The organism is Mesorhizobium sp. M6A.T.Ce.TU.016.01.1.1 (assembly GCF_003997065.1).
Lineage (GTDB): Bacteria > Pseudomonadota > Alphaproteobacteria > Rhizobiales > Rhizobiaceae > Mesorhizobium > Mesorhizobium mediterraneum.
The window spans coordinates 1-25,315 of record NZ_RZTJ01000004.1 but is presented as its reverse complement, the minus strand read 5'-3'; the positions used below and the strand labels follow the sequence as shown (position 1 = coordinate 25,315).

Annotated in this window: 22 protein-coding genes and 1 pseudogene; 18 read left to right on the top strand and 5 right to left on the bottom strand. The window is 62.7% G+C overall.

Going from position 1 to position 25,315, the window contains the following annotated elements:
• The first annotated feature begins 9 nt into the window (after nt 1–9).
• From EOC94_RS08900 to EOC94_RS08860, 9 genes are all read left to right on the top strand, one after another.
• On the top strand, nt 10–873 hold the full coding sequence (locus tag EOC94_RS08900) for a bifunctional allantoicase/(S)-ureidoglycine aminohydrolase (protein ID WP_126103941.1): 864 nt from the start codon (nt 10–12) through the stop codon (nt 871–873).
• The gene (locus tag EOC94_RS08895; RefSeq protein ID WP_126103942.1) at nt 870–1,373 is read left to right on the top strand and encodes an ureidoglycolate lyase; all 504 of its coding nucleotides are present in this window, start codon (nt 870–872) and stop codon (nt 1,371–1,373) included. The genes EOC94_RS08900 and EOC94_RS08895 overlap by 4 nt, the downstream gene beginning before the upstream one ends.
• Nucleotides 1,373–1,966 (top strand): nucleoside deaminase, encoded by a 594-nt coding sequence (locus EOC94_RS08890; RefSeq protein WP_126107271.1) that lies wholly within the window; start codon nt 1,373–1,375, stop codon nt 1,964–1,966. Before EOC94_RS08895 ends, EOC94_RS08890 begins: the two co-directional genes overlap by 1 nt.
• 83 nt (nt 1,967–2,049) lie before the next feature.
• Nucleotides 2,050–4,035 (top strand): CocE/NonD family hydrolase, encoded by a 1,986-nt coding sequence (locus EOC94_RS08885; protein ID WP_127289897.1) that lies wholly within the window; start codon nt 2,050–2,052, stop codon nt 4,033–4,035.
• 156 nt (nt 4,036–4,191) lie between these two features.
• Nucleotides 4,192–5,781, top strand: a complete 1,590-nt coding sequence (locus tag EOC94_RS08880; protein WP_095484403.1) for an ABC transporter substrate-binding protein — start codon at nt 4,192–4,194, stop codon at nt 5,779–5,781.
• Between the two features lie 16 nt (nt 5,782–5,797).
• A complete protein-coding gene (locus EOC94_RS08875; RefSeq protein WP_095484404.1) occupies nt 5,798–6,757 on the top strand; it encodes an ABC transporter permease in 960 nt (319 codons plus the stop codon).
• Nucleotides 6,758–6,767: 10 nt separating this feature from the next.
• On the top strand, nt 6,768–7,592 hold the full coding sequence (locus EOC94_RS08870; RefSeq protein WP_095484405.1) for an ABC transporter permease: 825 nt from the start codon (nt 6,768–6,770) through the stop codon (nt 7,590–7,592).
• Nucleotides 7,592–9,244, top strand: a complete 1,653-nt coding sequence (locus EOC94_RS08865) for an ABC transporter ATP-binding protein (protein ID WP_095484406.1) — start codon at nt 7,592–7,594, stop codon at nt 9,242–9,244. The genes EOC94_RS08870 and EOC94_RS08865 overlap by 1 nt, the downstream gene beginning before the upstream one ends.
• 7 nt (nt 9,245–9,251) lie before the next feature.
• Nucleotides 9,252–10,091, top strand: a complete 840-nt coding sequence (locus EOC94_RS08860) for an alkaline phosphatase family protein (RefSeq protein ID WP_095484407.1) — start codon at nt 9,252–9,254, stop codon at nt 10,089–10,091.
• Nucleotides 10,092–10,155: 64 nt separating this feature from the next.
• Here the strand turns inward: EOC94_RS08860 and EOC94_RS08855 are convergent, their stop codons facing one another.
• On the bottom strand, nt 10,156–11,160 hold the full coding sequence (locus tag EOC94_RS08855) for an NAD(P)-dependent alcohol dehydrogenase (RefSeq protein WP_095484408.1): 1,005 nt from the start codon (nt 11,158–11,160) through the stop codon (nt 10,156–10,158).
• A 498-nt stretch (nt 11,161–11,658) separates the two neighbouring features.
• Between EOC94_RS08855 and EOC94_RS08850 the strand changes: the two genes are divergently transcribed.
• From EOC94_RS08850 to EOC94_RS08840, 3 genes are read left to right on the top strand one after another with little or no spacing between them, the layout of a single operon-like run.
• The gene (locus EOC94_RS08850; protein ID WP_127289895.1) at nt 11,659–12,225 is read left to right on the top strand and encodes a sigma-70 family RNA polymerase sigma factor; all 567 of its coding nucleotides are present in this window, start codon (nt 11,659–11,661) and stop codon (nt 12,223–12,225) included.
• The gene (locus EOC94_RS08845) at nt 12,222–12,890 is read left to right on the top strand and encodes an anti-sigma factor (RefSeq protein WP_127289893.1); all 669 of its coding nucleotides are present in this window, start codon (nt 12,222–12,224) and stop codon (nt 12,888–12,890) included. Before EOC94_RS08850 ends, EOC94_RS08845 begins: the two co-directional genes overlap by 4 nt.
• Nucleotides 12,880–14,352, top strand: coding sequence for a S8 family serine peptidase (locus EOC94_RS08840; protein ID WP_127289891.1), 1,473 nt, complete (start codon nt 12,880–12,882; stop codon nt 14,350–14,352). The genes EOC94_RS08845 and EOC94_RS08840 overlap by 11 nt, the downstream gene beginning before the upstream one ends.
• Nucleotides 14,353–14,420: 68 nt before the next feature.
• Here EOC94_RS08840 and EOC94_RS08835 read toward each other — a convergent pair whose 3' ends face one another.
• Nucleotides 14,421–14,909 carry a RidA family protein gene (locus EOC94_RS08835; protein ID WP_127289889.1) on the bottom strand — a complete coding sequence of 163 codons (489 nt, stop codon included), beginning with the start codon at nt 14,907–14,909 and terminating at the stop codon, nt 14,421–14,423.
• Nucleotides 14,910–15,106: 197 nt separating this feature from the next.
• Between EOC94_RS08835 and EOC94_RS08830 the strand changes: the two genes are divergently transcribed.
• Nucleotides 15,107–15,802 carry a TetR/AcrR family transcriptional regulator C-terminal domain-containing protein gene (locus tag EOC94_RS08830; RefSeq protein WP_127289887.1) on the top strand — a complete coding sequence of 232 codons (696 nt, stop codon included), beginning with the start codon at nt 15,107–15,109 and terminating at the stop codon, nt 15,800–15,802.
• A 14-nt stretch (nt 15,803–15,816) separates the two neighbouring features.
• Here the strand turns inward: EOC94_RS08830 and EOC94_RS08825 are convergent.
• The 3 genes and pseudogenes from EOC94_RS08825 to EOC94_RS08815 all read right to left on the bottom strand — a co-directional run.
• Nucleotides 15,817–16,000: pseudogene (locus EOC94_RS08825) on the bottom strand (transcriptional regulator); the annotation flags it as partial.
• Nucleotides 15,991–16,887: an ankyrin repeat domain-containing protein gene (locus tag EOC94_RS08820; RefSeq protein WP_127289885.1), complete on the bottom strand. Its 897-nt coding sequence runs from the start codon at nt 16,885–16,887 to the stop codon at nt 15,991–15,993. The pseudogene EOC94_RS08825 and the gene EOC94_RS08820, both read right to left, overlap by 10 nt.
• Nucleotides 16,888–17,162: 275 nt before the next feature.
• Entirely contained in the window at nt 17,163–18,185 is a 1,023-nt protein-coding gene (locus tag EOC94_RS08815; protein ID WP_127289883.1) for a substrate-binding domain-containing protein, read from the bottom strand.
• Between the two features lie 364 nt (nt 18,186–18,549).
• Here EOC94_RS08815 and EOC94_RS08810 point away from each other — a divergent pair, with 364 nt between their 5' ends.
• From EOC94_RS08810 to ugpC, 5 genes are all read left to right on the top strand, one after another.
• Complete coding sequence (locus tag EOC94_RS08810) at nt 18,550–19,905, top strand: ABC transporter substrate-binding protein (protein WP_127289881.1); 1,356 nt, start codon at nt 18,550–18,552, stop codon at nt 19,903–19,905.
• Between the two features lie 241 nt (nt 19,906–20,146).
• The gene (locus EOC94_RS08805; RefSeq protein ID WP_127289879.1) at nt 20,147–21,160 is read left to right on the top strand and encodes a sugar ABC transporter permease; all 1,014 of its coding nucleotides are present in this window, start codon (nt 20,147–20,149) and stop codon (nt 21,158–21,160) included.
• 1 nt (nt 21,161) lies between these two features.
• The gene (locus EOC94_RS08800; protein WP_126103953.1) at nt 21,162–22,316 is read left to right on the top strand and encodes a carbohydrate ABC transporter permease; all 1,155 of its coding nucleotides are present in this window, start codon (nt 21,162–21,164) and stop codon (nt 22,314–22,316) included.
• A 4-nt stretch (nt 22,317–22,320) separates the two neighbouring features.
• Entirely contained in the window at nt 22,321–23,985 is a 1,665-nt protein-coding gene (locus EOC94_RS08795) for an alpha-glucosidase (protein WP_127289877.1), read from the top strand.
• Between the two features lie 25 nt (nt 23,986–24,010).
• Nucleotides 24,011–25,123 (top strand): sn-glycerol-3-phosphate ABC transporter ATP-binding protein UgpC, encoded by a 1,113-nt coding sequence (ugpC, locus tag EOC94_RS08790; RefSeq protein WP_127289875.1) that lies wholly within the window; start codon nt 24,011–24,013, stop codon nt 25,121–25,123.
• Nucleotides 25,124–25,315: the final 192 nt, after the last annotated feature.

Below are 25,315 nucleotides of genomic sequence, written 5' to 3'. Positions count from 1 at the left end.
CTTGAACTCATGGATACGATCAAGATGGCCGACCGAACCTATTACGCGCCGCATGGCGGCCACCCCGGCCAGAGCGAGCTGCTGACCGGCCGGGCCGTCTTCACCGAGGCCTATGCAGTCATTCCCCGAGGCGTGATGCAGGACATCGTCACCAGCGCCTTGCCGTTCTGGGACAAAACCCGAGTCTGGGTGCTGTCGCGCCCATTGTCCGGCTTCGCCGAGACGTTCTCGCAATATATCGTCGAGGTCGCGCCCGGCGGCGGCAGCGACCGGCCGGAACCGGATGCCGGCGCCGAGGGCGTCTTGTTCGTGGTCGAGGGCGAGCTGAGCGTCTTGCTGGCTGGCGAGAAACATGTCCTGCAGCCGGGTGGCTTTGCTTTCCTGCCGCCGGCCAGCGGATGGACCGTTCGCAACGAGAGTGGTGCTGCTGTCCGCTTCCACTGGATCCGCAAGGCCTACGACGCCGTTGAAGACATCGATCCGCCGCAGGCCTTTTTTGCCAACGAAAGGGACATCGCGCCCACGCCCATGCCCGGCACCGAAGGCAGATGGGCGACGACGCGCTTCGTCGATCCTGAAGACATGCGCCACGACATGCATGTCACCGTCGTCACGCTCGAGCCCGGCGCGGTTATCCCCTTCGCCGAAACCCATGTCATGGAGCACGGCCTCTATGTGCTGGAAGGCAAGGCGGTCTATCGCCTCAACCAGGACTGGGTCGAGGTCGAGGCCGGCGACTATATGTGGCTGCGCGCCTTCTGCCCGCAGGCCTGCTATGCCGGCGGGCCCGGCAAATTCCGCTATCTTCTCTACAAGGACGTCAATCGGCACGCCAAGCTTGGCGGTGCCGGCATCGCGAAGCGCGTGCCATGAGCCGCATTGTCGCCCGGCCGCTGACCCGCGAGAGCTTCGCCGAATTCGGCGACGTCATCGATATGGGCGGCGACAATCACTACCCGATCAATGGCGGCAAGGCCGAGCGTTATCACGACCTCGCCACGGCGCAAGCGCTGGGGCCGAATGCGCGCGTGCTGATCTCCATGGTGCGGGGCGCGCCCTACGATTTTCCGCTGAAGCTCACCATGGTCGAGCGTCACCCGTTCGGCAGCCAGGCCTTCATCCCGCTGTCGCCACGGCCGTTCCTGGTCATCGTCTGCCATGATGGCGACGAAGGTCCAGGCGAGCCGCACGCCTTCATCACCGCGCCCGGGCAAGGCGTCAACTATCCGCGCAATCTGTGGCACGGCGTGCTGACGCCGATCGGCGAGGCCCAGGATTTTCTCGTCGTCGATCGCGGCGGCGACGGCTCCAACCTCGAAGAGTGCCATTTCTCGCACGCCTACGAGATCCACCTTCCCGATGGGACCGCATGATGGCCGACGTCTCGCTGATCGACCGCCTGCTCGACGTCATCGAGCATGACATCGTGCCGAAGACGGCCGAAGGCGTCGCCCACGGCAATAAGCTGTTCGGCGCGGCGATCATGAGAAAGGGCGACCGCTCGCTGGTGCTCGCTGAAACCAACAACGAGACGGAGAATCCGCTCTGGCATGGCGAAGTGCACTGCCTGAAGCGATTCTATGAAATGCCGAAGGCCGAGCGCGTCGACACCAAGGACGCCATCTTCCTCGCCACGCACGAACCCTGCTCGCTCTGCCTGTCGGCGATCACCTGGACCGGCTTCGATAATTTCTACTATTTGTTCAGCCACGAGGATTCGCGCGACAGCTTCGCCATTCCGCACGATTTGAAAATCCTGAAGGAGGTCTTCACCCTCGACCCCGGCGGCTACAATGCCGAGAACGCCTATTGGAAGAGCTTTTCGATCCGCAAATTGGTGCGGTCACTGCCCGAGGCCGAGCGCCTGCGGCTGGAAACGCGGATCGGCACCATTTCGGCGCGCTATGACGAACTGTCCAGCGCTTACCAGGCGAGCAAGACCGAGAACGACATTCCGTTGAGTTGACGCGGATTGACCAGCCGAATTCGTTGGCTGGCCCACGACGCGGCAGGCTTGGGCTCCATCATGCAGTCACCTAGGAGCCCAGCATGAAAACCGTCACTGAATTTCCCCGCAAGGTCGTCGAATTTCCGGATATGGGGATCGTCATGCCGGATGGCTGCCGGCTGTCGGCGCGAGTGTGGATGCCCGACGACGCCAGCGACGATCCGGTGCCGGCGATCCTTGAGCATCTGCCTTACCGCAAGCGCGACAGCACGATCTTTCGCGATCAGCTGACGCATCCCTATTTCGCCGGCCACGGCTACGCCTCGATCCGCGTCGACATGCGCGGCAATGGCGATTCCGAAGGGCTTATGGATGACGAATATTCCGAGCAGGAATTGCAGGACGCCTGTGATGTGATCGCCTGGGCGGCGGCCCAGCCCTGGTGCAACGGCAAAGTCGGCATGATGGGCATCTCCTGGGGCGGCTTCAACTGCCTGCAGACAGCAGCCAAGCAGCCGCCGGCGCTGAAGGCGGTGATCAGTCTCTGCTCGACCGTCGACCGCTATGCCGACGACATCCACTACAAGGGCGGCTGCCTGCTGATCGAGAACTTCGGCTGGGCCTCGACCATGCTGTCCTATTCGTCGCGACCGCCGGACCCGCTGCTGGCCGGCGACAACAGATGGCGCGACCTGTGGCTGACCCGGCTGGAGAACCAGCCCTTCCTGGCGCCGCTGTGGCTGAGGCACCAGCACCGCGACGCCTATTGGAAGCGCGGCTCGATCTGCGAGGACTATTCCGCCATTAAAGCCGCCGTGCTGTCGATCGGCGGCTGGCATGACGGCTATCGCAACACCATTTCCCATCTCGCCGCCAATATCGAGGCGCCGGTCAAGGGCATCGTCGGCCCCTGGATCCACAAGTACCCGCACTACGCAGCACCGAAACCAGCGATCGGCTTCCTGCAGGAGGCCTTGCGCTGGTGGGACCGCTGGCTAAAGGGCATCGACACCGGCGTCGAGGCCGACCCGGCCTACCGCGCCTATGTGATGGACAGCGTGCGCCCCGCGCGCTGGCATCCGGAGCGGCCGGGCCGCTGGGTCGCTGAATCGGTGTGGCCGTCGCCCGAAATCGAGACACGTGAGATCGAGCTGATCCATGAAGGCGCCAAGCCGGTAATCGTCGCTTCGCCGCAAAGCTGCGGCCTTGCCGGCGGCGAATACTTTCCCTTCACCTTCGGCCCGGAATTGCCCGGCGACCAGCGCCCCGACGATGCATTATCGGTGTGTTTCGACCAGCCGGTGCTAACACAGGCGATCGACATTGTCGGCGCGCCGGAAGCACTGGTCAGGGTTTCGTCCGACCGGCCTCAAGCGAACATCGCGATCCGGCTGTGCGACGTGCATCCCGACGGCGCGTCGGAGCTGATCTCCTATGGCGTGCTCAACCTGACGCATCGCAACTCGCACGAATTCCCCGAGGCGCTGGTGCCGGGCGAAACCGTCAGCGCCCGTGTGGTGCTCGACCAGTGCGCCTATCGCGTGCCATCAGGCCACCGCCTGCGTATTGCCGTTTCGAACGCCTATTGGCCGATGATCTGGCCATCGCCGGAGCCGGTCCGGCTCGACCTGTCGGCGGCGACACTGAAGCTGCCGTTGCGCCCGCTGGCGCACCGCGATGAAGTCACGTTCCCCTCGCCCGAGGCCGCCGCGCTCTGGGCGACCGAAACGGTCCGCGTCGCCAATTCCGAACGTCATGTCGACCGCGACGAGAAGACCGGAATCGTCACGCTTTCCATCGTCGACGATTTCGGCGAGGTGCGCGACCTGGAGCATGGCCTTGCCAATGGCAGCATCGCGAGTGAGACATGGGCGATCCATCCGGACAATCCACTGTCGGCGTCGGGCAAGACGCACTGGACGCAGACGCTGTCGCGAAATGGATGGTCGGTGCGCACCGAAACATCAGCCGAAATGCGGTCCGACGCGCAAAGCTTCATGGTAAGCGCCAGAATCGAAGCCTATGAAGGCGAGAAACTGGTTTTCGAGCGCTCTTTCGAAGAGAAAATCCCGCGCGCGCTGCTTTGAGCGCTTATGCGGATTGGTCCAATTGCGACGTACGATTTACGCCACGGCATGTCGCATTCGGTCTTGCTTACGGCGTTCCCTTGCGGTCATTATTCTCCTCACAAGAAATGATAAAAAACGACCACAAGGTCGAACCAACAGAGTGAGGAACTCAACATGTCGAACGAACTGGAATTTCTCAGCCGGCGCGTCGCGTCCGGCAAACTGAGCCGTCGTGATTTTCTCGGCCGGGCGGCAGCGCTCGGCGTCACCGCGACCTTCGCCAACTCGCTGCTTTCAAGTGCGGCGCGCGCCGCGGGTCCGGTCAAGGGCGGCACGCTGAAGGCCGGCCTGGTCGGCGGCGAGTCCACCAACAGCCTCGATCCGGCCCTGTTCATGACCCAGGTGCCGTTCGCCTTCGGCAAGATGTGGGGCGAACTGATCGTCGAGCTTTCCCCGGAAGGCAATCTCGAGAACCGCATCGCCGAGGAGATCGGCTCGTCGGACGACGCCAAGGTCTGGACGCTGAAGATCCGCGACGGCGTCGAATTCCACAATGGCAAGACGGTGACCGCCGAGGACGTGGCCGCCACGCTCGAACGCCATTCGGACGAGAAGTCGAAGTCGGGCGCGCTCGGCTACATGAAAGGCATCGAGAGCATCAAGGCCAGCGGCAAGGAAGTCGTGCTGACGCTGAAGGAAGCCAATGCCGACCTGCCCTATCTGCTTAGCGATTACCATTTGATCATCCAGCCCAATGGCGGCAAGGACAAGGCCGACGCCGGCATCTCGGCCGGACCCTACAAGATCACCACCAACGAACCCGGCGTGCGCCATGGCGGCGAGCGGTTCGCCAATTACTGGCAGGCCGACAAGATGGGCCATGCCGACCAGATCGAGATCATCGTCATCAACGACGCCACGGCGCGCACTTCTGCCTTGCAGGGCGGCCAGGTCAACATGATCAACCGCGTCGAGCCGAAGATCGTCGACCTGATCAAGCGGCTGCCCGGCGTTACCATCCGCAACCATGCGGGTCCTGGCCACTACGTCTTCATCATGCATTGCAACACGGCGCCGTTCGACAACAACGATTTGCGCATGGCGCTAAAGCTGGCGATCGACCGCGAGGAGATGCTCGACAAGATCCTCAGAGGCTATGGCTCGCTCGGCAACGACTTTCCGATCAACTCGGCCTATCCGCTGTTTTCCGAGGACATCGAGCAGCGCAAATACGATCCCGACAAGGCAAAGTTCCACTACAAGAAGTCGGGCCATGACGGCGCCGTCCTGCTCAGGACATCGGACGTCGCCTTCCCAGGCGCAGTCGACGCCTCGCAACTGTTCCAGCAGAGCGCGGCCAAGGCCGGCATCACGCTGGAGATCAAGCGCGAGCCGGGCGACGGCTACTGGTCGGAAGTATGGAACAAGCAGCCCTTCTGCGCCTCCTACTGGGGCGGACGCTCGACGCAAGACCAGATGTATTCGACTGCTTACCTGTCGACGGCCGACTGGAACGACACGCGTTTCAAGCGTCCCGATTTCGACAAGATGGTGCTGGCGGCGCGTGCCGAGCTCGACGAAGCCAAGCGCAAGGCGATGTATCGCGACATGGCGATGCTCGTCCGCGACGAAGGTGGCCTGATCCTGCCGATGTTCAACCAGTTCATCGACGCGACGGGCGCCAAGGTCGCCGGCTGGGTCGACGATCCGCATCAGGAGCTGATGAACGGGTACGCTCTGGCAAAGTGCTGGCTCGAAGCCTGAGCCCGGCCTTGCGGATATGTCCTCACCCATCGTGAAACTGGTGGCCCAGCGCATTGCGCTGGGCATTCTCCTGCTGTTGGCCGTATCGGTCCTGATCTTCGCCGGCACCCAGATCCTGCCCGGCGACGTCGCGCAAGCCATCCTCGGACAGTCGGCGACACCGGAGTCGCTCGCCAATCTGCGCGAGCAGCTCGGCCTCAACGATCCGGCCTTTATCCGCTACTTCCGCTGGCTCGGCGGCGTCGTGACCGGCGATCTCGGCACTGCCATGTCAAGCGGGCAGGATATTGCGACGTCGATCAAGGGGCGGTTGTGGAACACGCTGTTCCTCGCCTTCTGGGCGGCGGTCGTGGCCGTGCCGCTGGCGATCATCCTCGGCCTGATCGCAGTGCGTTACCGCAATGGCTGGGTCGACAAGCTGATCTCCGGACTGGCGCTTGCCTCGACGTCGTTTCCCGAATTCTTCATCGGCTATGTGCTCGTCTATTTCTTTGCCGTGAAATACCAGATCTTCCCCGGCATCTCGACGGTCTATGACGGAATGCCGTTCGGCGAGCGCATGCAGGCGATCATGCTGCCGGCGGCGGCACTGACGCTGGTGGTGCTCGCCCACATGATGCGCATGACGCGCGCCGCGATCCTCAACGTCATGCAGTCGGCGTATGTGGAAACCGCCGAGCTCAAGGGGCTTTCGGCATTCGCCGTCATTCGCAGGCATGCCTTCCCCAATGCGATTGCGCCGATCATCAACGTCGTCATGCTCAACCTCGCCTACCTGATCGTCGGCGTCGTCGTCGTCGAAGTGATCTTCGTCTATCCGGGCATGGGCCAATATCTCGTCGACCACGTCACCAAGCGTGACGTGCCGGTGGTGCAGGCGGTCGGCCTGATCTTCGCCGCCGTTTATATCAGCCTGAACATCGTTGCGGACATAGCGGCGATCGTCGCCAATCCGCGTCTCAGACACCCGAAATAGGGGAGAGGGCATGCTCGACATAAAACGCATCCCCATCCCTGCGCTGATCGGCCTGGTGCTGACGGCATTGTTCGTGCTGGCGGCGATCTTCGCGCCGTGGATCGCGCCGTACGGCAATGGCGAGATCGTCGGCGACGTCTGGGCACCGATGTCGGCGACACATTGGCTGGGCACCGACAATCTCGGCCGCGACCTCCTTTCGCGCATGATCTACGGCGCCCGCGTCACGCTGTTCATCGCGGTGCTGGCCACCGCCCTGTCCTTCTCGCTCGGCGCCATCCTCGGCTTCTCGGCGGCGGTTTTCGGCGGCTGGTTCGACACGCTTATGTCGCGCCTTGTCGATCTCCTGATGTCAATTCCGACGCTGATCATGGGCCTCGTCGTGCTGTCCGTGCTGCCAACCAATCTGGTGACGCTGATCCTGGTCATGGGCATCCTCGACTCGACCCGCGTTTACCGCCTGTCGCGGGCAGTCGCCGTCGACATCAACGTCATGGATTTCGTCGAGGCGGCCAAGCTGCGCGGCGAAGGCAGCATGTGGATCATTTTCCGCGAAATCCTGCCCAACGCGTTGTCGCCGCTGGTTTCGGAACTTGGCCTGCGCTTCATCTATGCCGTGCTGTTCCTGTCGACGCTGTCCTTCCTCGGGCTCGGCGTGCAGCCGCCTAGCGCCGACTGGGGCGGCATGGTCAAGGAAAACAAGGATGGCATCGTCTTCGGCATCGCGGCGGCGCTCATCCCTGCGGCGGCGATCGCCATGCTGGCGATTTCAGTCAATCTGGTCGCCGACTGGGTGCTCAACCGCACGACAAGCCTGAAGGGAGGGCGCGGGTGATGGCTGACCAGCGAGCAAAGTCCGTGCTGCTCGATATCCGCAATCTGCGCATCGAGGCCACGGTGTTCCCGCCAGGCGAGCCGCCCAAGAACATCGTGCTTGTCCACGACGTCTCACTGACGCTCGAGAAGGGCAAGGTGCTCGGCCTGATCGGCGAGTCCGGCGCCGGCAAGTCGACCATCGGCCTGTCCTCGATGGGCTATGGCCGCGGCGGCGTCCGCATCACCGGCGGCGAGGTCATCCTGAACGGCCGCGACATCCTGAAGGGCGGCAAGGAGGGCTTTCGCAAGCTGCGCGGCCGCGAGGTCTGCTATGTCGCGCAATCGGCCGCGGCGGCCTTCAACCCGGCGCACAGGCTGATGGACCAGGTGGTCGAGGCGACGCTGCTGCACGGCACGGCGACACGGGCCGCGGCCGAGAAGCGCGCCGTCGCACTGTTCAAGAAGCTCAGCCTGCCGAACCCCGAAAGCATAGGCGAGCGGTTTCCGCACCAGGTGTCGGGCGGCCAGCTGCAGCGCGTGATGACGGCGATGGCGCTCTGTTCCGAGCCCGACCTGATCGTCTTCGACGAGCCGACCACGGCGCTCGACGTGACGACGCAGATCGACGTGCTGGCGGCGATCAAGGACGCCATCCGCGACACCCATGTCGCGGCGCTCTACATCACCCACGACCTTGCCGTCGTCGCCCAGGTCTCGGACGAGATCATGGTGCTGCGCCACGGCCGGCTGGTCGAATGGGGCGGCACCCGTCAGATCATCAAGGAACCGCGCCAGGAATACACCAATGCGCTGGTCTCGGTGCATGAGATCGAGCACCAGGAACAGAAGCCCGGCACGACGCCGTTCCTGTCTGTCAAGAACATCACCGCCGCCTATGGCCGCAGTCACATCAAGGTGCTGAAGAACGTCTCGGTCGACATCTATCCAGGCCAGACGCTGGCGGTGGTCGGCGAGTCCGGCTCGGGCAAGTCGACGCTGGCGCGCGCCGTCACCGGCCTGTTGCCGCCCGAACAAGGCACCGTCACCTTCGACGGACGTCCACTCGCCAACCGGCTTGCCGACCGGCCGAAGGAGGATCTGCGCCAATTGCAGATGATCTACCAGATGGCCGACGTGGCGATGAATCCGCGCCAGACCGTCGGAACCATCATCGGCCGGCCGCTCGAATTCTATTTCGGTCTGCGTGGAAGGCAACGTGACGCCCGCGTCGCCGAGCTGCTCGACAAGATCGAGATGGGCAAGGGCTTCGTCGACCGCTACCCGGCCGAGCTTTCCGGTGGCCAAAAGCAGCGCGTCTGCATTGCCCGCTCGCTTGCCGCCAAGCCGAAGCTGATCATCTGCGACGAGGTCACCTCGGCGCTCGACCCACTGGTGGCCCACGGCATACTGAAGCTGCTGCTCGAGCTGCAGAAAGAGGAAAACGTCGCCTATCTGTTCATCACCCACGACCTCGCCACGGTGAAGTCGATCGCCGATTCGATCGCGGTGATGTATCGCGGCGAGGTGGTGCGCTACGGCGCGAAGAGCCAGGTGCTGGCGCCGCCCTTCGACGACTATACAGACCTTCTCTTGTCCTCGGTGCCCGAAATGGAGATCGGCTGGCTGGAGAAGGCGATCAAGGGACGGCGCATGGCAAGCGCCGGGAATTAGACACCCGGTGGCGTTGAATACAAAACTTCTGCTCATCATCCTCGACGGCGTGCCTTACCGCAATTGGCGCCGGCTGATGGGCAATCTCGAAGGCTGGGTGCAATCGGGCGAAGCGCGTGTCTGGAAGATGCGCTCCGTTCTGCCGTCGACCTCAGCCTGCTGCTATGCGTCGATCCATACCGGCGTGGCACCGCAAGTGCATGGCATCCTGACCAACGAGAGCCGGTTCCGCGTCAAGCAACCGGATATATTTTCGGAGGTCAGCAAGGCCGGCGGCAAGACCGGCGCGGTCACTCATTCCTACTGGTCCGAATTCTTCCGGGCCTATCCGTTCGATCTGGTCGAGGACATGGAGTTCGACGAGCCCGGCGGGCCGATCACGCATGGCCGGTTCCACACCATGACCGGCTACAACGCCCGCAACCAGATGACGCCGAGCGACGTCGACCTGTTCGCGACGCTGACCATGCTGACCAGGCGCCACCGCATCGACTACGGCATCCTGCACACCTGCACGCTGGACTCGATGGGCCACCGCTTCGGCCATGACTGCCATGAGATGGATCACGCCGTCTATGCGATGGACGGCATGCTCGCAGCCTTCCTGCCGCGCTGGCGGGAAGCCGGCTACGAGGTCATCGTCACAGCCGATCACGGCCAGACCGATCGCGGCCATCATGGCGGCCATGACGACGAGATGCAGGATTTTGCTCTGTATTATTTCGGACAGGGCGAGGGGCCGGAGGCCGGCACGCTGTTAGACCAGTTGCAGCTTGCGCCGACCGTGCTTGCCCGCCTCGGCGTGCCGGTGCCTGCGACGATGAAGGCCACGCCGTTCCTCGACTGAATGAATGCTGGCCCTCTCTCCTGCAGGCGCCGTGGCGCGATAGGGCAGCGACGCATATGTCGTATCAAAGTTCGAGACAAACCTTGCCAAAGTGCTTTTGGGATTCGTAGTACTTGAAGGCATTGGCGATCTCCTGCAGCGGAAAACCGCGGTCGATAGCTGGCTTCAAACGGTTGGCCTCGATGGCACGAATCATGTCTTCCTGGTCTGCCCTGCTGCCAATAGAAATTCCGCTGATCCTAATCTGATTGGAAAACAGGGCCGGGATCGAAACTTGTCCGGCAAAGCCAGTCAGGACGCCGATCAGGGCGATGTGGCCGCCCATCCTGCAAGCTGTTATCGACTGCGCCAACGTGCCCGGCCCGCCAACCTCGATCACGTGATCGACGCCGCGTCCGTCCGTCAAAATCCTTACCTTCTGGCCCCAATCCGGCACTGCCTTGTAATTGACGACAATGTCGGCTCCAAACCGCTTCAGCTTTTCCAGCTTTTCCTCCGATGAAGAGGTGGCAATAACGCGAGCGCCCGCAATTTTTGCGAATTGCAGCGCGAACAGCGATACACTTCCCGTGCCAAGGACCAGCACCGTATCACCGGGCTTCACCTGGCCGCACACCATCAGGGCTTTCCAGGCGGTAACGCCGGCACAGGTAAGCGTTGCCGCCTCCATATGCGTGAAGTCTGCCGGTGCCCTTGTGAAGGCATGCCAGGGCATGCACACATATTCGCGAGCATAGCCGTCAACATCATCTCCCAATTCGCCCGTCTTATTGGCTGGCGTCGGTTCGCCGGCCAGCCAATGGGGCCAATAGGTGCTGACGACGGCATCTCCGGCCTTGAATTGTTGGACATCGTCTGAGGCCGCAATCACTTGTCCAGCGCCATCGGACAGCGGGATTCGGCCATCGGCGCACGGTTTGTTTCCCAGCGCCACCATGCTGTCGTGGAAATTCAACGAACACGCTCGTATCCTGACAAGCAACTCACCCGGCCCTGGTTTCGGACAATCTTCCTCGACCAGCTTGAGATTTTCCAAGCCTCCCGGCGCTTTCAGCCTAATCAGTCTCATGGAAAGGTCCTTCCGATCGCGCAAGGCTTCATGCGCCTCACCAGTCGCATGGACGATTGACCGCGTCGAACACCGCCATCGGCGACTGATCCACGAGTCGCGGCCGAAAAGCTGTTGTTGGTCATGACTTTCACTTCTTCAGAGGGTTGCGGTTTGCGATCGGGACCTTAGTCGCCCGGCAGCGGACCGGTGAGTTACAAACCTGTCGGGAATCCCCTGTGCGGCGGCGTCGTCCAATGACGCTCCGCCCGAGGCTGAACGACTGCACCTTGCCGACTGGGATGAGCCGCCTAGTGGCCGCCATCATGGCGAGCCTGACGGCTGCCTTTTGCTTGGTGCCCCTGACTGAGACTGACCCCTAAAAACGGGGGGCAACGGTATACTCTGGCAACCTTTCCGCTCTTCGGTTAGCCTCCGCAAAAATCCGGGCGGAAAGCGGTGAACCTTTTTGGGCCGATCGGCGACAGAGCAGACAGGAGCCAGGCGGCTCGACCGGCCATGACGGCAGCGACGGAAACCGACCGCGCGCTTGTCAGCCGGGTCGCGAAGGGCGACCGTGCCGCCGTGCGGCTCCTGTTCATGCGCCACCACGCGCGGGTCTACCGCTTCGTGGTGCGCCAGACGGGATCGGAAATGATGGCCGATGATATCGCCAACGAGGTGTTTCTCGAACTCTGGCGCCAGGCGCCAGGCTTCGAGGGGCGCTCGGAAGTCTCGACATGGCTGCTCGGCATCGCCCGCTTCAAGGCGCTGTCGTCGCTGCGCAAGAAGAAGGAAGACTGGATCGACGACGATGACGCGGCCCAGGTCCCAGACAGCGCCGACACGCCGGAAGTCGTCACCATGAAGGAAGACAAGGGCGCCGCTTTGCGGCGCTTCGTCGATGCCTTGCCGGAAGAGCACCGCACGGTGATCGACCTTGCCTATTACCACGGACAGTCGGTGACCGAGATCGGGGAGGTGCTCGGCATCCCGGTTGCTACCGTCAAGACCCGGATGTTCTACGCCCGCAAGAAACTCGGCGAGGCGCTCAAGGCCGCCGGTTACGACAGGGGGTGGCCATGAGCGCCGCTGAAAAGATGTCGCGCCGCGACGAAATGGAAACGCTGCTGCCGTTCTATCTGAACGGCTCGCTGGAAGGATCGGAACTCGAAGCCGTCGAGGAATGGCTGGCGTCCGACCCGGCGGCGCTCACCGCACTGGGCGAGGCCGAAGCCGAATTCTCCAGCACCGCTGCATCCAATGAGGCGATCCGCCCGCCGGCCGATGCGCTCGGCCGCTTCACCCGGGCGCTCGACGCCGAGGCCGGCCCCGTGCGCGCGCCGGCGGCTTCATCCTGGCTGGCGCAGGCATGGGGCCGCTTCATGGCGGTGCCGGCCGGCGTCGCCTGGGCTGCAGCTGCCGCTCTGCTTGCCCTCGTCATGGTGCAATCGGTTGTTCAGCCAGTCGGCAAGGGCGGCGATTTCGAAATTGCCGGCCAACAAGGCGATCTGGCGAAAATGCCGTTCGCGCTGGTGACGTTCAAGCCGGATGCGAAGATGGCCGACATTGTCGCTTTTCTTGGCGAACACCAGCTGAAGATCGCCGGCGGGCCGACCGCCGACGGTGTCTTCCGCCTTGGCATCCCCGCCACGACGGCCGCCGACTATGAAAAAGTGCTCGGCCTTATTGCCGCCCAGCCGTTCGCCGAGGCTGTGGTCGAGGGAAGGAAACCGGTTGATGGCGGCTAGGGCGGTCATTGGGTTTGCGGCGCTCGTTGTGGCGGCGATGACGCTCGCCGCCGCGCCCGCTTTGGCGCAGACCAATGATCCAAACCTCACCCAGACGGAAATCGACTGCCTCAACCGGGCGACGGCGGCGGCCGACTGTATCGAGGACGATACAAGAGACGGCAGCGGCGAGAAGCCCGGCGCAGGTTCCGCCGCGACAAATGCGGTCGTTCTTCCTGCGCTGATCGTTGACCTGTTTCCCAACCCGGTCGGCGGCGGCCAAGCTCCGCTGCCGACGCCCGATCCACGCCGCAATCCGGCCGGTCGGGCACTGCCGCCGCAGGCCGCCGGTGCGCCTGCGATACAGGCCGCCGCGACGGGCGGTCCGATCGTTTCGCCCAGCGATCTCGTCGCGGCCGAGCCGCCGCGCGCCGTCATCGGTGATTTCGTGCCCGACGAGGTGCTGGTGACGGTAGACGGCGACGCCGTCCAGCAGATCGCCGCCTCATTTGGCCTCGAGGTGCGCTCGCAGCGCCAGTCTCTGCTGCTCGGCACCACGCTGGTGCGCTTCGGCATTCCCGATGGCCGACCGGTCGGCGTCGTGCTGGCGCAGCTTGCCGCCGACAGCCGCACCGTGCGGCGCGAGCCCAACCATATCTACTCGCTGCAGCAGGCAGCCAGCATCGTCAATTATGCCTTCGAGCGCATCGCGCTGGATTCGAAAGCGGCGAGCGGCGAGAACGTGCGCATCGCCGTCATCGACACCGCCATCGACGATGCCAATCCAGCACTCTCCGGCGTCATCGCCGATCAGTTCGACGCCATGCCCGATGTGCCGATCGAGGCGCGCGATCATGGCACCTCGATCGACGGCCTGATCGCCGGCGTCGGCGCGCTCAAAGGCATGGCGCCCGGCGCGAAAATCTACCATGCCCGAGCTTTCGAGGGCGGCAAGTCGACCATGGACATCATCCTGTCGGCGCTCGACTGGGCGGCAAGCCAAGATGTTCTCATCATCAATATGAGCTTCGTCGGACCGAAGAACGACCTGCTCGGCATCGCCTGCCGCAATGCCAGGGCGCTCGGCATCGTGCTGGTCGCCGCCGCGGGGAATAACGGGCCGAAAGCACCCTATGGTTACCCGGCCGCCTTCGACGGCGTCATTGCGGTGACCGCCACCGATGCGAAGGACGGGCTGATGGAGCAGGCCAATCGCGGCGCCTATGTCTTCCTCTCCGCCCCCGGCGTCGAGATGGTGGCGCCGAGCGGCGCCGGCTCGGATGTGGTCACCGGCACCTCGTTTGCCGCAGCGATCGTGACCGGCGCGGTCGCTAATCTGTTGCATGCCGCGCCCGACCGTTCCGCCGACTGGGTCGAGAAGGCATTGGCCGCCACCGCCAAGGATCTCGGCCCCAAGGGACGAGACAATGATTTCGGCTACGGCCTGTTGGACACCAAGGCGGCCGAAGCGGCCAAGGAATAAGTCCGCGACAATCGGCGGCGCGCTCGACCCATTTCAATTCGAGCGATCGGGCCAACAGCGCCGCCCGACTATTCCAGAATGACCACGGCCTCCACCTCGAACAGCATGGGGTCAATCGCAAGCTTGGGAACGGGAAGCAGTGTCTGCGCCGGCAGCGCCTCGCCGAACATTTCCTTGACGTTCCTGGTCAGCACCTCAAGCTTGGACATATCGTGATCGACCACGAAGACCGTGAGCTTGGCGACCTGATCGGGCCTGGCACCGAGCGCATCGAGGGCGGTGCGCAAATTTGCGTAGGCCTGCTCAACCTGAACAGCGAAGTCGGGCGACAAGGCTCCCGTGCTGTCTTGGCCGCCCTGTCCGGAGATGAAGGCCACCCTGGCATTGCGGGGCGTGATCACCGCCGTGCTGTAGCCATTCGGCGACGGGTCGTAGAGGTTTTGTGGATTGACGATGGTCAGCTTGAGATCATTCTCATTCGCTGTCGTGGCAGCGGGAATTCCCATGGTCATGATGATTAGCCCTCCGATAAGCAGATGCTTGGTTGCGCGTGACATGATTTTCTCTTGGCTCTGCGGACTGCGAGCAACGTGGCCTCGCGGCCGGCATGATTGAACTTTAGCCATATCGCCCATACGATTGACTCGTACGAGGTACGATCAATCATATGGTACGCCGTACGAGTCAATCGTTCAAGATCGACATTCGTCGCGTTGCCGGTCAAAATCGACGTGCTGAACAGCGAGGAAGACGGATGGCAGCCAAACGTAGCGGCGCCCGGAGCAAACGGTCTCAACAGATAGGTGAGCGGCTCCAGCCCGTTCAGGAGCCGCGCAGTGAACCGCCGCTCTCTCGGGAACGCATCGTGGTGACCGCGGTGGAACTGCTGGACGCCCAGGGAGTCGACGGATTGACGATGCGCCGGCTGGCCGATCGCCTCGGCTCGGGCGTGATGAGCCTATATTGGCACGTCGACAACAAAGAGGATGTCTTTGATCTGGCGCTCGATTCGGTGCTCGAATATCGCGGTCCGCCGCAAATAGTCGAGTCTCAAGACTGGCGCGGAGAAGCCGTTAATATGCTCGAAGACTGGCGCGCCAGCATGCTGCGCCATCCTTGGTCGGCATCGCTGTTGCCGCGCCGGGCGCTCGGCCCGAACATCCTCAGTCGCCTAGAATTGCTGAGCAAGACCTTGTCCAAAGCCGGTGTGGCGGACGCCGATGTGAACGTCGCGATATGGTCGCTCTGGAACTATGTGATGGGCGCCACCATCACCCGGGCGAGCTTCGACCTCTCGGACGAGGACCGGGCCGCCGCGCAGCAGCGCCTTACACGTCTCAGCGAACGCTACCCGACAATCGAACGCTCTCGTCTGCTGTTGGATAATGATTGGGATGGTGCTTTCCGGAAAGGCCTCGGCTTCCTGCTGGATGGCCTCTCTCCGAGATAATGAGATAATGACCTCTAACCCGGCGCGCCGGCGACCGATCCCCTGATCACCAGATCGACCGGCCAGACTTCGCCGCGGGCGCCCTCCTCCAATCCGGAAATCCGCGCCGCCAGCCGCTCGGCGATGCGCGCCGGCCAAGCGGATCGACGAACGCGTCGTCGACAACGGCACCGAAAAATTCTCCGGCTTCAGCCAGGGGGCAGCGGGATCGGCTTGTCGCTGAGTGTGCGCAAGTACGCGATCAGGTCGACCCGTTCGGTCTCGTCCGGCACACCGGGAGTCTCCATCTTAACGCCCGGCGTGGTGAGCATGGGCCCGAAGAGAAATCTGTTCAGGTCCTCGTACGTCCATACACCCTCCCAGCCCATCAAGGCGTCGGAGTAACGCATGTCTGCCATGGATGCCTTGTCGCGGCCGACGACGCTCCACAAGTTGGGTCCTATTTTGTTTCCTCCCTGTGGCTCGGCGTCGTGGCAAGTAGTACACCGGCGGCTGTATTCGGTTCGGCCTTTCTCGACATCGGCAGAAGCCAACTTCATTGAGATTGGGGCTGGTGTTGGCAAGACGACGCCATGCGCCAAGAGATAGTCGGCAACTTCGCGTTGCCCCCTGTTTTTTGCCAGATGGAGCGGCGTCTTGCCGTGCATTGCCTTCGCATTCACGTCCGCTCCGGCCTCGACCAGTGCCTTCACGCAGTCGAAACAATCGAGAGTGACGGCGACATGAAGGGCGAACTCGCCACCACGATCGGAATTTGGATCCGCGTCCCGCTCCAGCAACAGGTTTAACAGATCGATCTTGCCTGTCCCGACAGCCGCCATCAGTGGGGGACCACCAGTCGTCTGGGCGTTGACGTCGGCACCACGTTCTATGAGCAGTTTTGCCGCTTCGATGTGGCCCATAAAGACCGCGAGATAGAGCGGCGTTGCGCTTCCATCACTCTCATCTACATCAGCGCCTGCATCCAGCGCAGCCGTGATCGCTGCGACATCGCCGTTCATGGCGGCATCGTGAATGTCGGCGGCATGCGATACAATCGGGATTTTTACAAGCAGCAGTGCAATGAAGAGCAAGGACACGCGCATTCGGCATCTCCCAAGGCAAACCGCAGTAAGGGTCACGGTTTCAAGCCGGCAAAGTATACCACGAATGCCTGATCGTAGCCACGCCCATCGACGGCTCAATGAATGGTGGCAGCCCTGAAAGAATGAAAGTTTTCAGGAAGACCGGCCATGTCCTTACCAGCCGTTTGGTAACGGGCCGAAAGTTTCCATCCACGTCACTTGCGCGGTCGCGCAAGTGACGTGGATGACTGGAATGGGTCGAACTCCGTCGCTCAGAGCGATTTGGATTTGGACCTCTAACCCGGCGCGCCGGCGACCGATCCCCTGATCACCAGATCGACCGGCCAGACTTCGCCGCGGGCGCCCTCCTCCAGGCCGGAAATCCGCGCCGCCAGCCGCTCGGCGACGCGGGCGCCGGCCAGGCGGATCGACGAACGCGTCGTCGACAACGGCACCGAAAAATTCTCCGGCTTCAGCCAGGGGAAGACGTCGTCATGGGCGATCAGCGACAGGTCGCCCGGGATGGTCAGGCCGAGATCGCGCACCGCGCGCACGACGCCGAGCGCCATGATCAGGCTGGAGCAGGCGATCGCTGTCGGCGCATCGCTCTGCTCGAGCAACCGTCTGGCGGCGCGGTAGCCGTTCTCCTCGGTCATGGCGAGGGAACAGACATGGCCTTCGCCAAGCACCAGACCGCTCGCTGCCAATGCCCGGCGCACGCCTCGCTCGCGGTGGATGGCGAAAGTCTCGCGGTCGTCGCCGTTGATCAGCGCCAACCGCCGGTGACCGAGTTGGACGAGCAGCCGTGCCGCCTCGTGGAAGGCACCCTCATTATCGATGTCGGTGAAAGGGTAGTCGAAATCGAGCCCTTCGCTGCGGCCATGGACGATAAACGGGATGCCGAGCGTGTTGACCAGCGCCACCCGCCGGTCGGCCGGCTTCGGCGAGGAGATGTAGACGGCGTCGACCTGCCGGTTGGCGACAATACGCCGGTAGGTCGTCTCCTGGTCGTCGGCATCGGCCGGGGACAGCGCCAGGTCGAGTTCATGCGAACGGGCATAGTCGCCGAGACCGGACAGGAATTCGACGAAATGCGGGTCGATGTCGACGGCCGTGCCGGTCGGCAAGACATAACCGATCATCCCGGTCTTGCCGGTGGCCAGCCGGCGCGCGCTCGGGTTGGGTCGGTAGCCGTGGCGCTTGGCTGCGTCGATCACCCGCCGGCGCGTTTCCTCATTGACTTCCGGGTAGCCGTTCAGCGCGCGGCTTACCGTTGTCTGCGAAAGCGCCAGCATGTGGGAGAGCTGTTTGAGGTTCACCGGAGGCCTCCAAGCCTCAAAGCGCTTTAACTATGAATCGGCCTAGCCGCTACGGGCAGCCCTGCCTGATGCAAAGACCATAAGCACCGTTTCCGACCAGTTTGAAGCAAAATATGCTGCCGCAGCGCCAAAAAAGCATGCTGCAGCGCACTTTTGTTGCTCTTATATCGCGAAAATTAAATCGATTAGCACGCGACCCTCTTGACTCCTGATCGATTCAGTGGCGTGATCGAAAAGACCAAAGCGCTTTGGAAGACTCTTCGAAAGGTTGCGGTTCCTTTCCGACTGAGTCACAGTCCTGCAGCGTCGGCGGACGGAATGGAGGTTCCGTCCGAGTGTTTGTCACCACTGGGAGGGAATACCGATGAAGAAAATGCTTCTGCTGAGCGCCGCCTTTGTCGCGCTCGCCCTGGGCGCGCCGGCGCAGGCCGAACTGAAGTTCAAGCCGGGCGAAGATCCCCGCTTCAACTGGGCGAATTACGAAGACCTCAAGAAGGTCGACCTCAAGGGCGAGACGCTGTCGATCTTCGGGCCATGGCGCGGCGAGGACGAGGGCCTCATCCGCACCGTTCTCGACTATTTCTCGGAAGCCACCGGCGCCGAGATCAAATACTCCTCGTCGGAAAATTACGAACAGCAGATCGTCATCGACACGCAGGCCGGCAGCCCGCCCAACATTGCCGTGCTGCCGCAGCCGGGCCTGATCCAGGACCTGGCGTCCAAGGGCCTGCTGACGCCGCTCGGCGACGACACCGCCAACTGGATCAAGGACAATTACGGCGCCGGCCAGTCATGGGTCGATCTCGGCACCTTCAACGACAAGGACGGCAAGCCGGGCTTCTTCGCCTTTCCCTACAAGGCCGACGTGAAATCGCTGGTCTGGTACTCGCCTGACAATTTCGAGGAAGCCGACTACGAGGTACCGAAGACGCAGGAAGAGCTCGCCGAGCTCGAAAAGAAGATCATCGCCGACGGCGGCACGCCATGGTGCATCGGGCTCGGTTCGGGCGGCGCCACCGGCTGGCCGGCGACCGACTGGGTCGAGGACATCATGCTGCGCACCCAGACGCCCGAGACCTACGACAAGTGGGTGAAGAACGAAATTCCGTTCAACGATCCCGCGGTGGTCAATGCCATCGACATTTTCGGCAAGATCGCGACCGACGACAAAATGGTCGACGGCGGCGCCAAGGCGGTTGCCGCGACCGACTTCCGCGACAGCCCGAAAGGCCTCTTCTCGGTGCCGCCGAAGTGCTATTTGCATCATCAGGCGTCGTTCATCCCGACCTTCTTTCCGGAAGGCACAGAGATCGGCCAGGACGCCGACTTCTTCTACTACCCACCTTACGCCTCCAAGTCCGACCTCGGCACCCCGGTGCTCGGCGCCGGCACGCTGGCCATGATCACCAAGGATAGCAAGAGTGCCCGCGCGTTCATCGAATTCCTGAAGATGCCGCTCGCCCATGAGATCTGGATGGCCCAGGGCGGTTTCGTGACGCCGCTCAAATCGGTCAACAAGGATGCCTATGCCAGCGACGCGCTGAAGAAGCAGGGCGAAATCCTTGCCGAAGCCTCAACCTTCCGCTTCGACGGATCCGACCTGATGCCGGGCAAGATCGGCGCCGGCGCCTTCTGGACCGGCATGATCGATCTTGTCGGCGGCAAGTCCGCGCAGGATGTCGCCACCGACATCCAGAAGAGCTGGGACGCGATCAAGTAGGCGTCCCCGGCTGAACGTGCGGACTACCGATCCTGAATGGATCCGGGCCTCAATGGCCCGGATCCGACCGGCGGCCCGCGCCGCACCGATTGTCACGAGTACAACGACATTCCAGCTTGGAGTGCGATCAGCAATGGTGGAAACCGGTTTGCGTTCGATCGCTCTCAACAACTGAATCGGCCCATGATCCCGTCGCCAAAGCCATTTTCGACTGGCGGATCATGCGCAGAGGGAGGGACCCGTGGCGGCTCAGATTTTCTCGGCCATAACAGTCATCATTGTCGGCGTCGGCGGCTGCGTCGCCTATTTCTGGGGCGCCAACAAGCTGGTGGACATCATCTTCCCGTCGCGCGGCGTTGCAGGTGCTGCGGCCATCGACAATTTGCGCCGGCAGGGAATGATCCGGCCGTGGCTGTTCGTCGGCCCGGCCATGATCATCCTCACCATCTATTTGATCTACCCGGTGGTGGAGACGCTCAGGCTGTCGTTCCTCGATCGCGGCGGCGCCAATTTCGTCGGCTTCGCCAATTATGAATGGGCGTTCGGCGACCGCGAGTTCCGCACCTCCATCCTCAACAACATCATCTGGCTGGCGGTCGTGCCTGCCGCCTGCACCTTCCTCGGGCTGATCATCGCCGTCCTCACCGACAAGATCTGGTGGGGCACCATCGCCAAGAGCCTCATCTTCCTGCCGCTGGCCATCTCCTTTGTCGGCGCCAGCGTCATCTGGAAATTCATCTATGAGTATAGAGGCGCCGGCCAGACGCAGATCGGCTTGCTCAACGCCATCATCCAGTATTTCGGCGGCCAGCCGCAGGTCTGGATATCGCTGCCGTTCTGGAACAATTTCTTCCTGATGATCATCCTGATCTGGATCCAGACCGGCTTTGCCATGGTCATCCTGTCCTCAGCCTTGCGGGGGATTCCCGAAGAGACGCTGGAAGCGGCCGTCATCGACGGCGCCAATCCGTTCCAGATCTTCTGGAAGATCATGGTGCCGCAGATCTGGGGCACGATCGCCGTCGTCTGGACCACCATCACCATCCTGGTGCTGAAGGTGTTCGACATCGTGCTGACCATGACCAACGGCCAATGGAATAGCCAGGTGCTGGCCAATCTGATGTTCGACTGGATGTTCCGCGGCGGCGGTGATTTCGGCCGTGGCGCGACCATCGCCATCATCATCATGGTCGCGGTCATTCCGATCATGGTCTGGAACATCCGCCAGGCGAACAAAGAGACGGGAGGACATTGAGATGGCCGTGGCGACCGGAAAGTCTTTTGCCAGCCGTTTCGGCGTCCATATCGCCGTCTTCATCTTCGTCGCGATCTGGACCATCCCGACCCTCGGCATTCTCGTCTCGTCGCTGCGCGACAAGGATCAGATCATCGCCTCGGGCTGGTGGAACTCGTTTGCCAGTTCCACCCAGACGGAAGCGGGCCGGCTGCCACCCGCCTCGGCGCAAGTCGAGAAGGACGGCAAGTTCGTCCTCGAGGGCAACATCTTCGGCGAGGATGCGGCCCGCGACATCAGCGCCTTCGGCGTCAAGTCGGCGGCGCCGACGCAATATCCCGCCGGCACGACAGCCGATCTCGGCGACGGCGAGACCTTGCAGCTCAACGCCGACGGCAGTTTCGTCATGACCTCAACGAAGCCCTTCGAGGGCAAGCGCGGCCAGCGCGTCTACTACGCCTCGTCGGCGCCGCCGAAGTTCACCACCGACAATTACAATACGGTGCTGTTTTCGGAGGGCATCGGCCGCTCGTTCATGAATTCGCTGACCGTCACCATCCCGGCGACTGTCATCCCGATCCTGATCGCGGCGTTCGCGGCCTATGCGCTGGCCTGGATGCGCTTTCCCGGCCGGGCATTGCTCATCGCGGTTATCATCGGCCTCCTGGTCGTGCCGCTGCAAATGTCGCTGATCCCGCTGCTGAAGCTCTACAACGGCGTCGGCAGCTTCTTCGGCGTGCCGTCGAAAACCTATCTCGGCATCTGGTTGGCGCATACCGGCTTCGGTCTGCCTTTCGCTATTTATCTCCTGAGAAGCTACATTGCCGGCCTGCCGCGCGAAATCATGGAATCGGCGCGCATCGACGGCGCCAGCGATTTCGAGATCTTCGTCAAGATCGTGCTGCCGCTGTCGTTCCCGGTGCTGGCCTCCTTCGCCATCTTCCAGTTTCTGTGGGTGTGGAACGACCTGCTGGTTGCGATGGTTTTCCTCGGCACTGAGGGCGACCAGATCGTGCTGACCGCCAAGCTCAATGCGTTGCTCGGCTCGCGCGGCGGCGACTGGGAGATCCTGACGACATCGGCTTTCATCACCATTGTCGTGCCGCTGATCGTGTTCTTCTCGCTGCAGCGCTATTTCGTCCGCGGGCTGCTCGCCGGCTCAGTGAAAGGTGGTTGAGATCATGCAATCCGCTGTGAAAGCGACGTTGAGCCCCGACCTCGCCGTCGGCCGCGACTGGTGGCGCGGTGCCGTGATCTACCAGATCTATCCGCGCAGCTATCAGGATTCGAACGGCGACGGCATCGGCGACCTCAGGGGCATCATCGCCAGGCTCCCGTATATCGCTGCGCTCGGCGTCGATGCCATCTGGATCTCGCCGTTCTTCAAATCACCGATGAAGGATTTCGGCTACGACGTGTCAGACTATTGCGACGTCGATCCGATGTTCGGCACGCTGGCCGATTTCGATGCCTTGACCGCCGAGTCGCACAGGCTCGGGCTCAAGGTGATGATCGACGAGGTGCTGTCGCATACGGCCGACATCCATCCGTGGTTTAGGGAAAGCCGCTCGAGCCGCACCAATCCCAAGGCAGACTGGTATGTCTGGGCCGACGCCAAGCCCGACGGCACGCCACCCAACAACTGGCTGTCAATCTTCGGCGGCTCTGCCTGGCAGTGGGACACCAGCCGCCAGCAATATTACCTGCATAATTTCCTGGCCGAGCAGCCCGATCTTAATTTCCACAGCCGCGCCGTCCAGGACGCGCTGCTCGATGTCACCCGCTTCTGGCTGGAGCGCGGCGTCGACGGTTTCCGCCTCGACACCATCAACTTCTATTTCCACAGCCTGGGCCTGGAGGACAATCCGCCGCTGCCGCCCGAAGAACGCAACGACCAGACTGCTCCTTCCGTCAACCCTTACAACTACCAGGACCACCTCTACGACAAGAGCCGCCCCGAAAACCTCGGCTTCCTCGAACGCTTCCGCTCGTTGCTCGACGACTATCCGGCGACGGCGGCGGTCGGCGAAGTCGGCGATTCACAGCGCGGGCTGGAGGTGGTGGCGGCCTATACGGCCGGCGGCAAGCGCGTGCACATGTGTTATTCGTTCGACTTCCTGGCGCCCGAAAAAATCAGCGCGGCCAAGGTGCGCTCGGTGCTGGAAGCCTTCGGCAAGGTCGCCAGCGACGGCTGGTCGTGCTGGGCGTTCTCCAACCACGACGTGATGCGCACTGCCTCGCGCTGGGCGGCCGGCGAAGCCGACCAGACCGCCTATCTCAAGGTGATCTCGGCGCTGCTGATGTCGCTGCGCGGCTCGGTCTGCATCTATCAGGGCGAGGAGCTTGGTCTTGGCGAAGCGGAATTGCAATTCGAGGATCTGCAGGACCCCTACGGCATCCGCTTCTGGCCGGAATTCAAGGGCCGTGACGGCTGCCGCACGCCGATGGTCTGGGATGGCGCCGACAGCAATGGCGGCTTCTCCAAGGCAAAGCCATGGCTGCCCGTGCCCGCCAAGCACCTTTCGCAAGCGGTCGATGTGCAGCAGGGCGACGACAGCTCGCTGCTCGAACACTACCGGCGCTTTCTCGCCTTCCGCCGTTTGCATCCGGCGCTGGCCAAGGGCGATATCGACTTCATCGAAAGCGAGGGCGATACGGTCGCCTTCACGCGCCGCGAGGGCAACGAGCAGATCGTCTGCGTCTTCAATCTCGGCAGCCGACCGGCGGAAGTCAATCTCGGCGGACGCTCGCTGCAGCCCTTGCCGGGGCACGGGTTTTCGGGACAGACTGGCGCCGGCTCTATCCGCCTCGGCGGCTACGGCGCCTGGTTCGGGCGCATCGACTGAGTTTGCAATTCACTGGAGGGAACCCATGGCCGATGTCACGCTAAGGCAAGTGAAGAAATCATACGGCAATCTCAACATTCTCCACGGTATCGACCTCGACATAAAGTCGGGCGAGTTCATCGTCTTCGTCGGCCCTTCGGGTTGCGGCAAGTCGACCTTGCTGCGGTCCATCGCCGGGCTTGAGGAAATCACCTCCGGGGAGCTCAAGATCGCCGGCGAGGTGGTCAACGACGTGCCACCGTCGAAGCGGGGCATTGCCATGGTGTTCCAGTCCTATGCGCTCTACCCGCACATGACCGTCTACGACAACATGGCGTTCTCGATGAAGATCGGCAAGGAGAGCAAGGCCGAGATCGACAAGCGGGTGCGCCAAGCGGCGGAAATCCTGCAGCTGACCAAATATCTCGACCGCTTGCCCAAAGCGATGTCGGGCGGCCAGCGCCAGCGCGTCGCCATCGGCCGCGCCATCGTGCGCAACCCGAAGGTCTTCCTGTTCGACGAGCCGCTGTCGAACCTCGACGCGGCACTGCGCGTCGCCACCCGCATCGAGATCGCCAAGCTCAAGGAGTCGATGCCTGCCACAACAATGATCTACGTCACCCACGACCAGGTCGAGGCGATGACGCTGGCCGACCGCATCGTGGTGCTCAAGGACGGCCATATCGAGCAGGTCGGCACGCCGATGGAGCTCTACAAGAAACCCGGCAATCTGTTCGTCGCCCAGTTCATCGGCTCGCCGGCAATGAACATCCTGCCGGCGACGATCGACAAATCAGGCAACCCGACCATCGTCAGCCATGTCGGCGGGCGCAAGGCGACGGTGCCGATCGCCACGCCGGCCTCAGCGAAGGGCGCTTCGGTGAGCTTCGGCGTGCGGCCGGAGGATCTGATGATCGCTAGCGGCGCGGATTATCTTTTCGAGGGAACGGTAGATTATGTCGAGCAGCTCGGCGAGGTCCAGCTCGTCTATGTCGACATCGGCCGCGCCGACCTGCCGCTGGTGACCAAGCTGCCCGGAAATGTCGAGGTCAAGCGGGGTGCGACGCTGCGGTTGAGTGCCGATGCCGGCGACCTGCATATTTTCGATGCCGACGGGCGGTCCTTCACGCTTCACGAAGCGGAAGCAAAGGCGGCCTGAGAACGGCAGCAAGACTGCCGGGTATAACCAGTTTGGCGAAGCCAAAAACAAGAGCGGCGGGCAAAGCCCGCCGCTCTTGCGCGTTCAGGTCGCTGTTAGAGCGACGTGCGTCCAAGTGGACGCACAAAGTACGCTCTCACACTTTTAACCTACGCATCCTGCTTTTCCTAAATCGAATTCGATTTTCTGGCC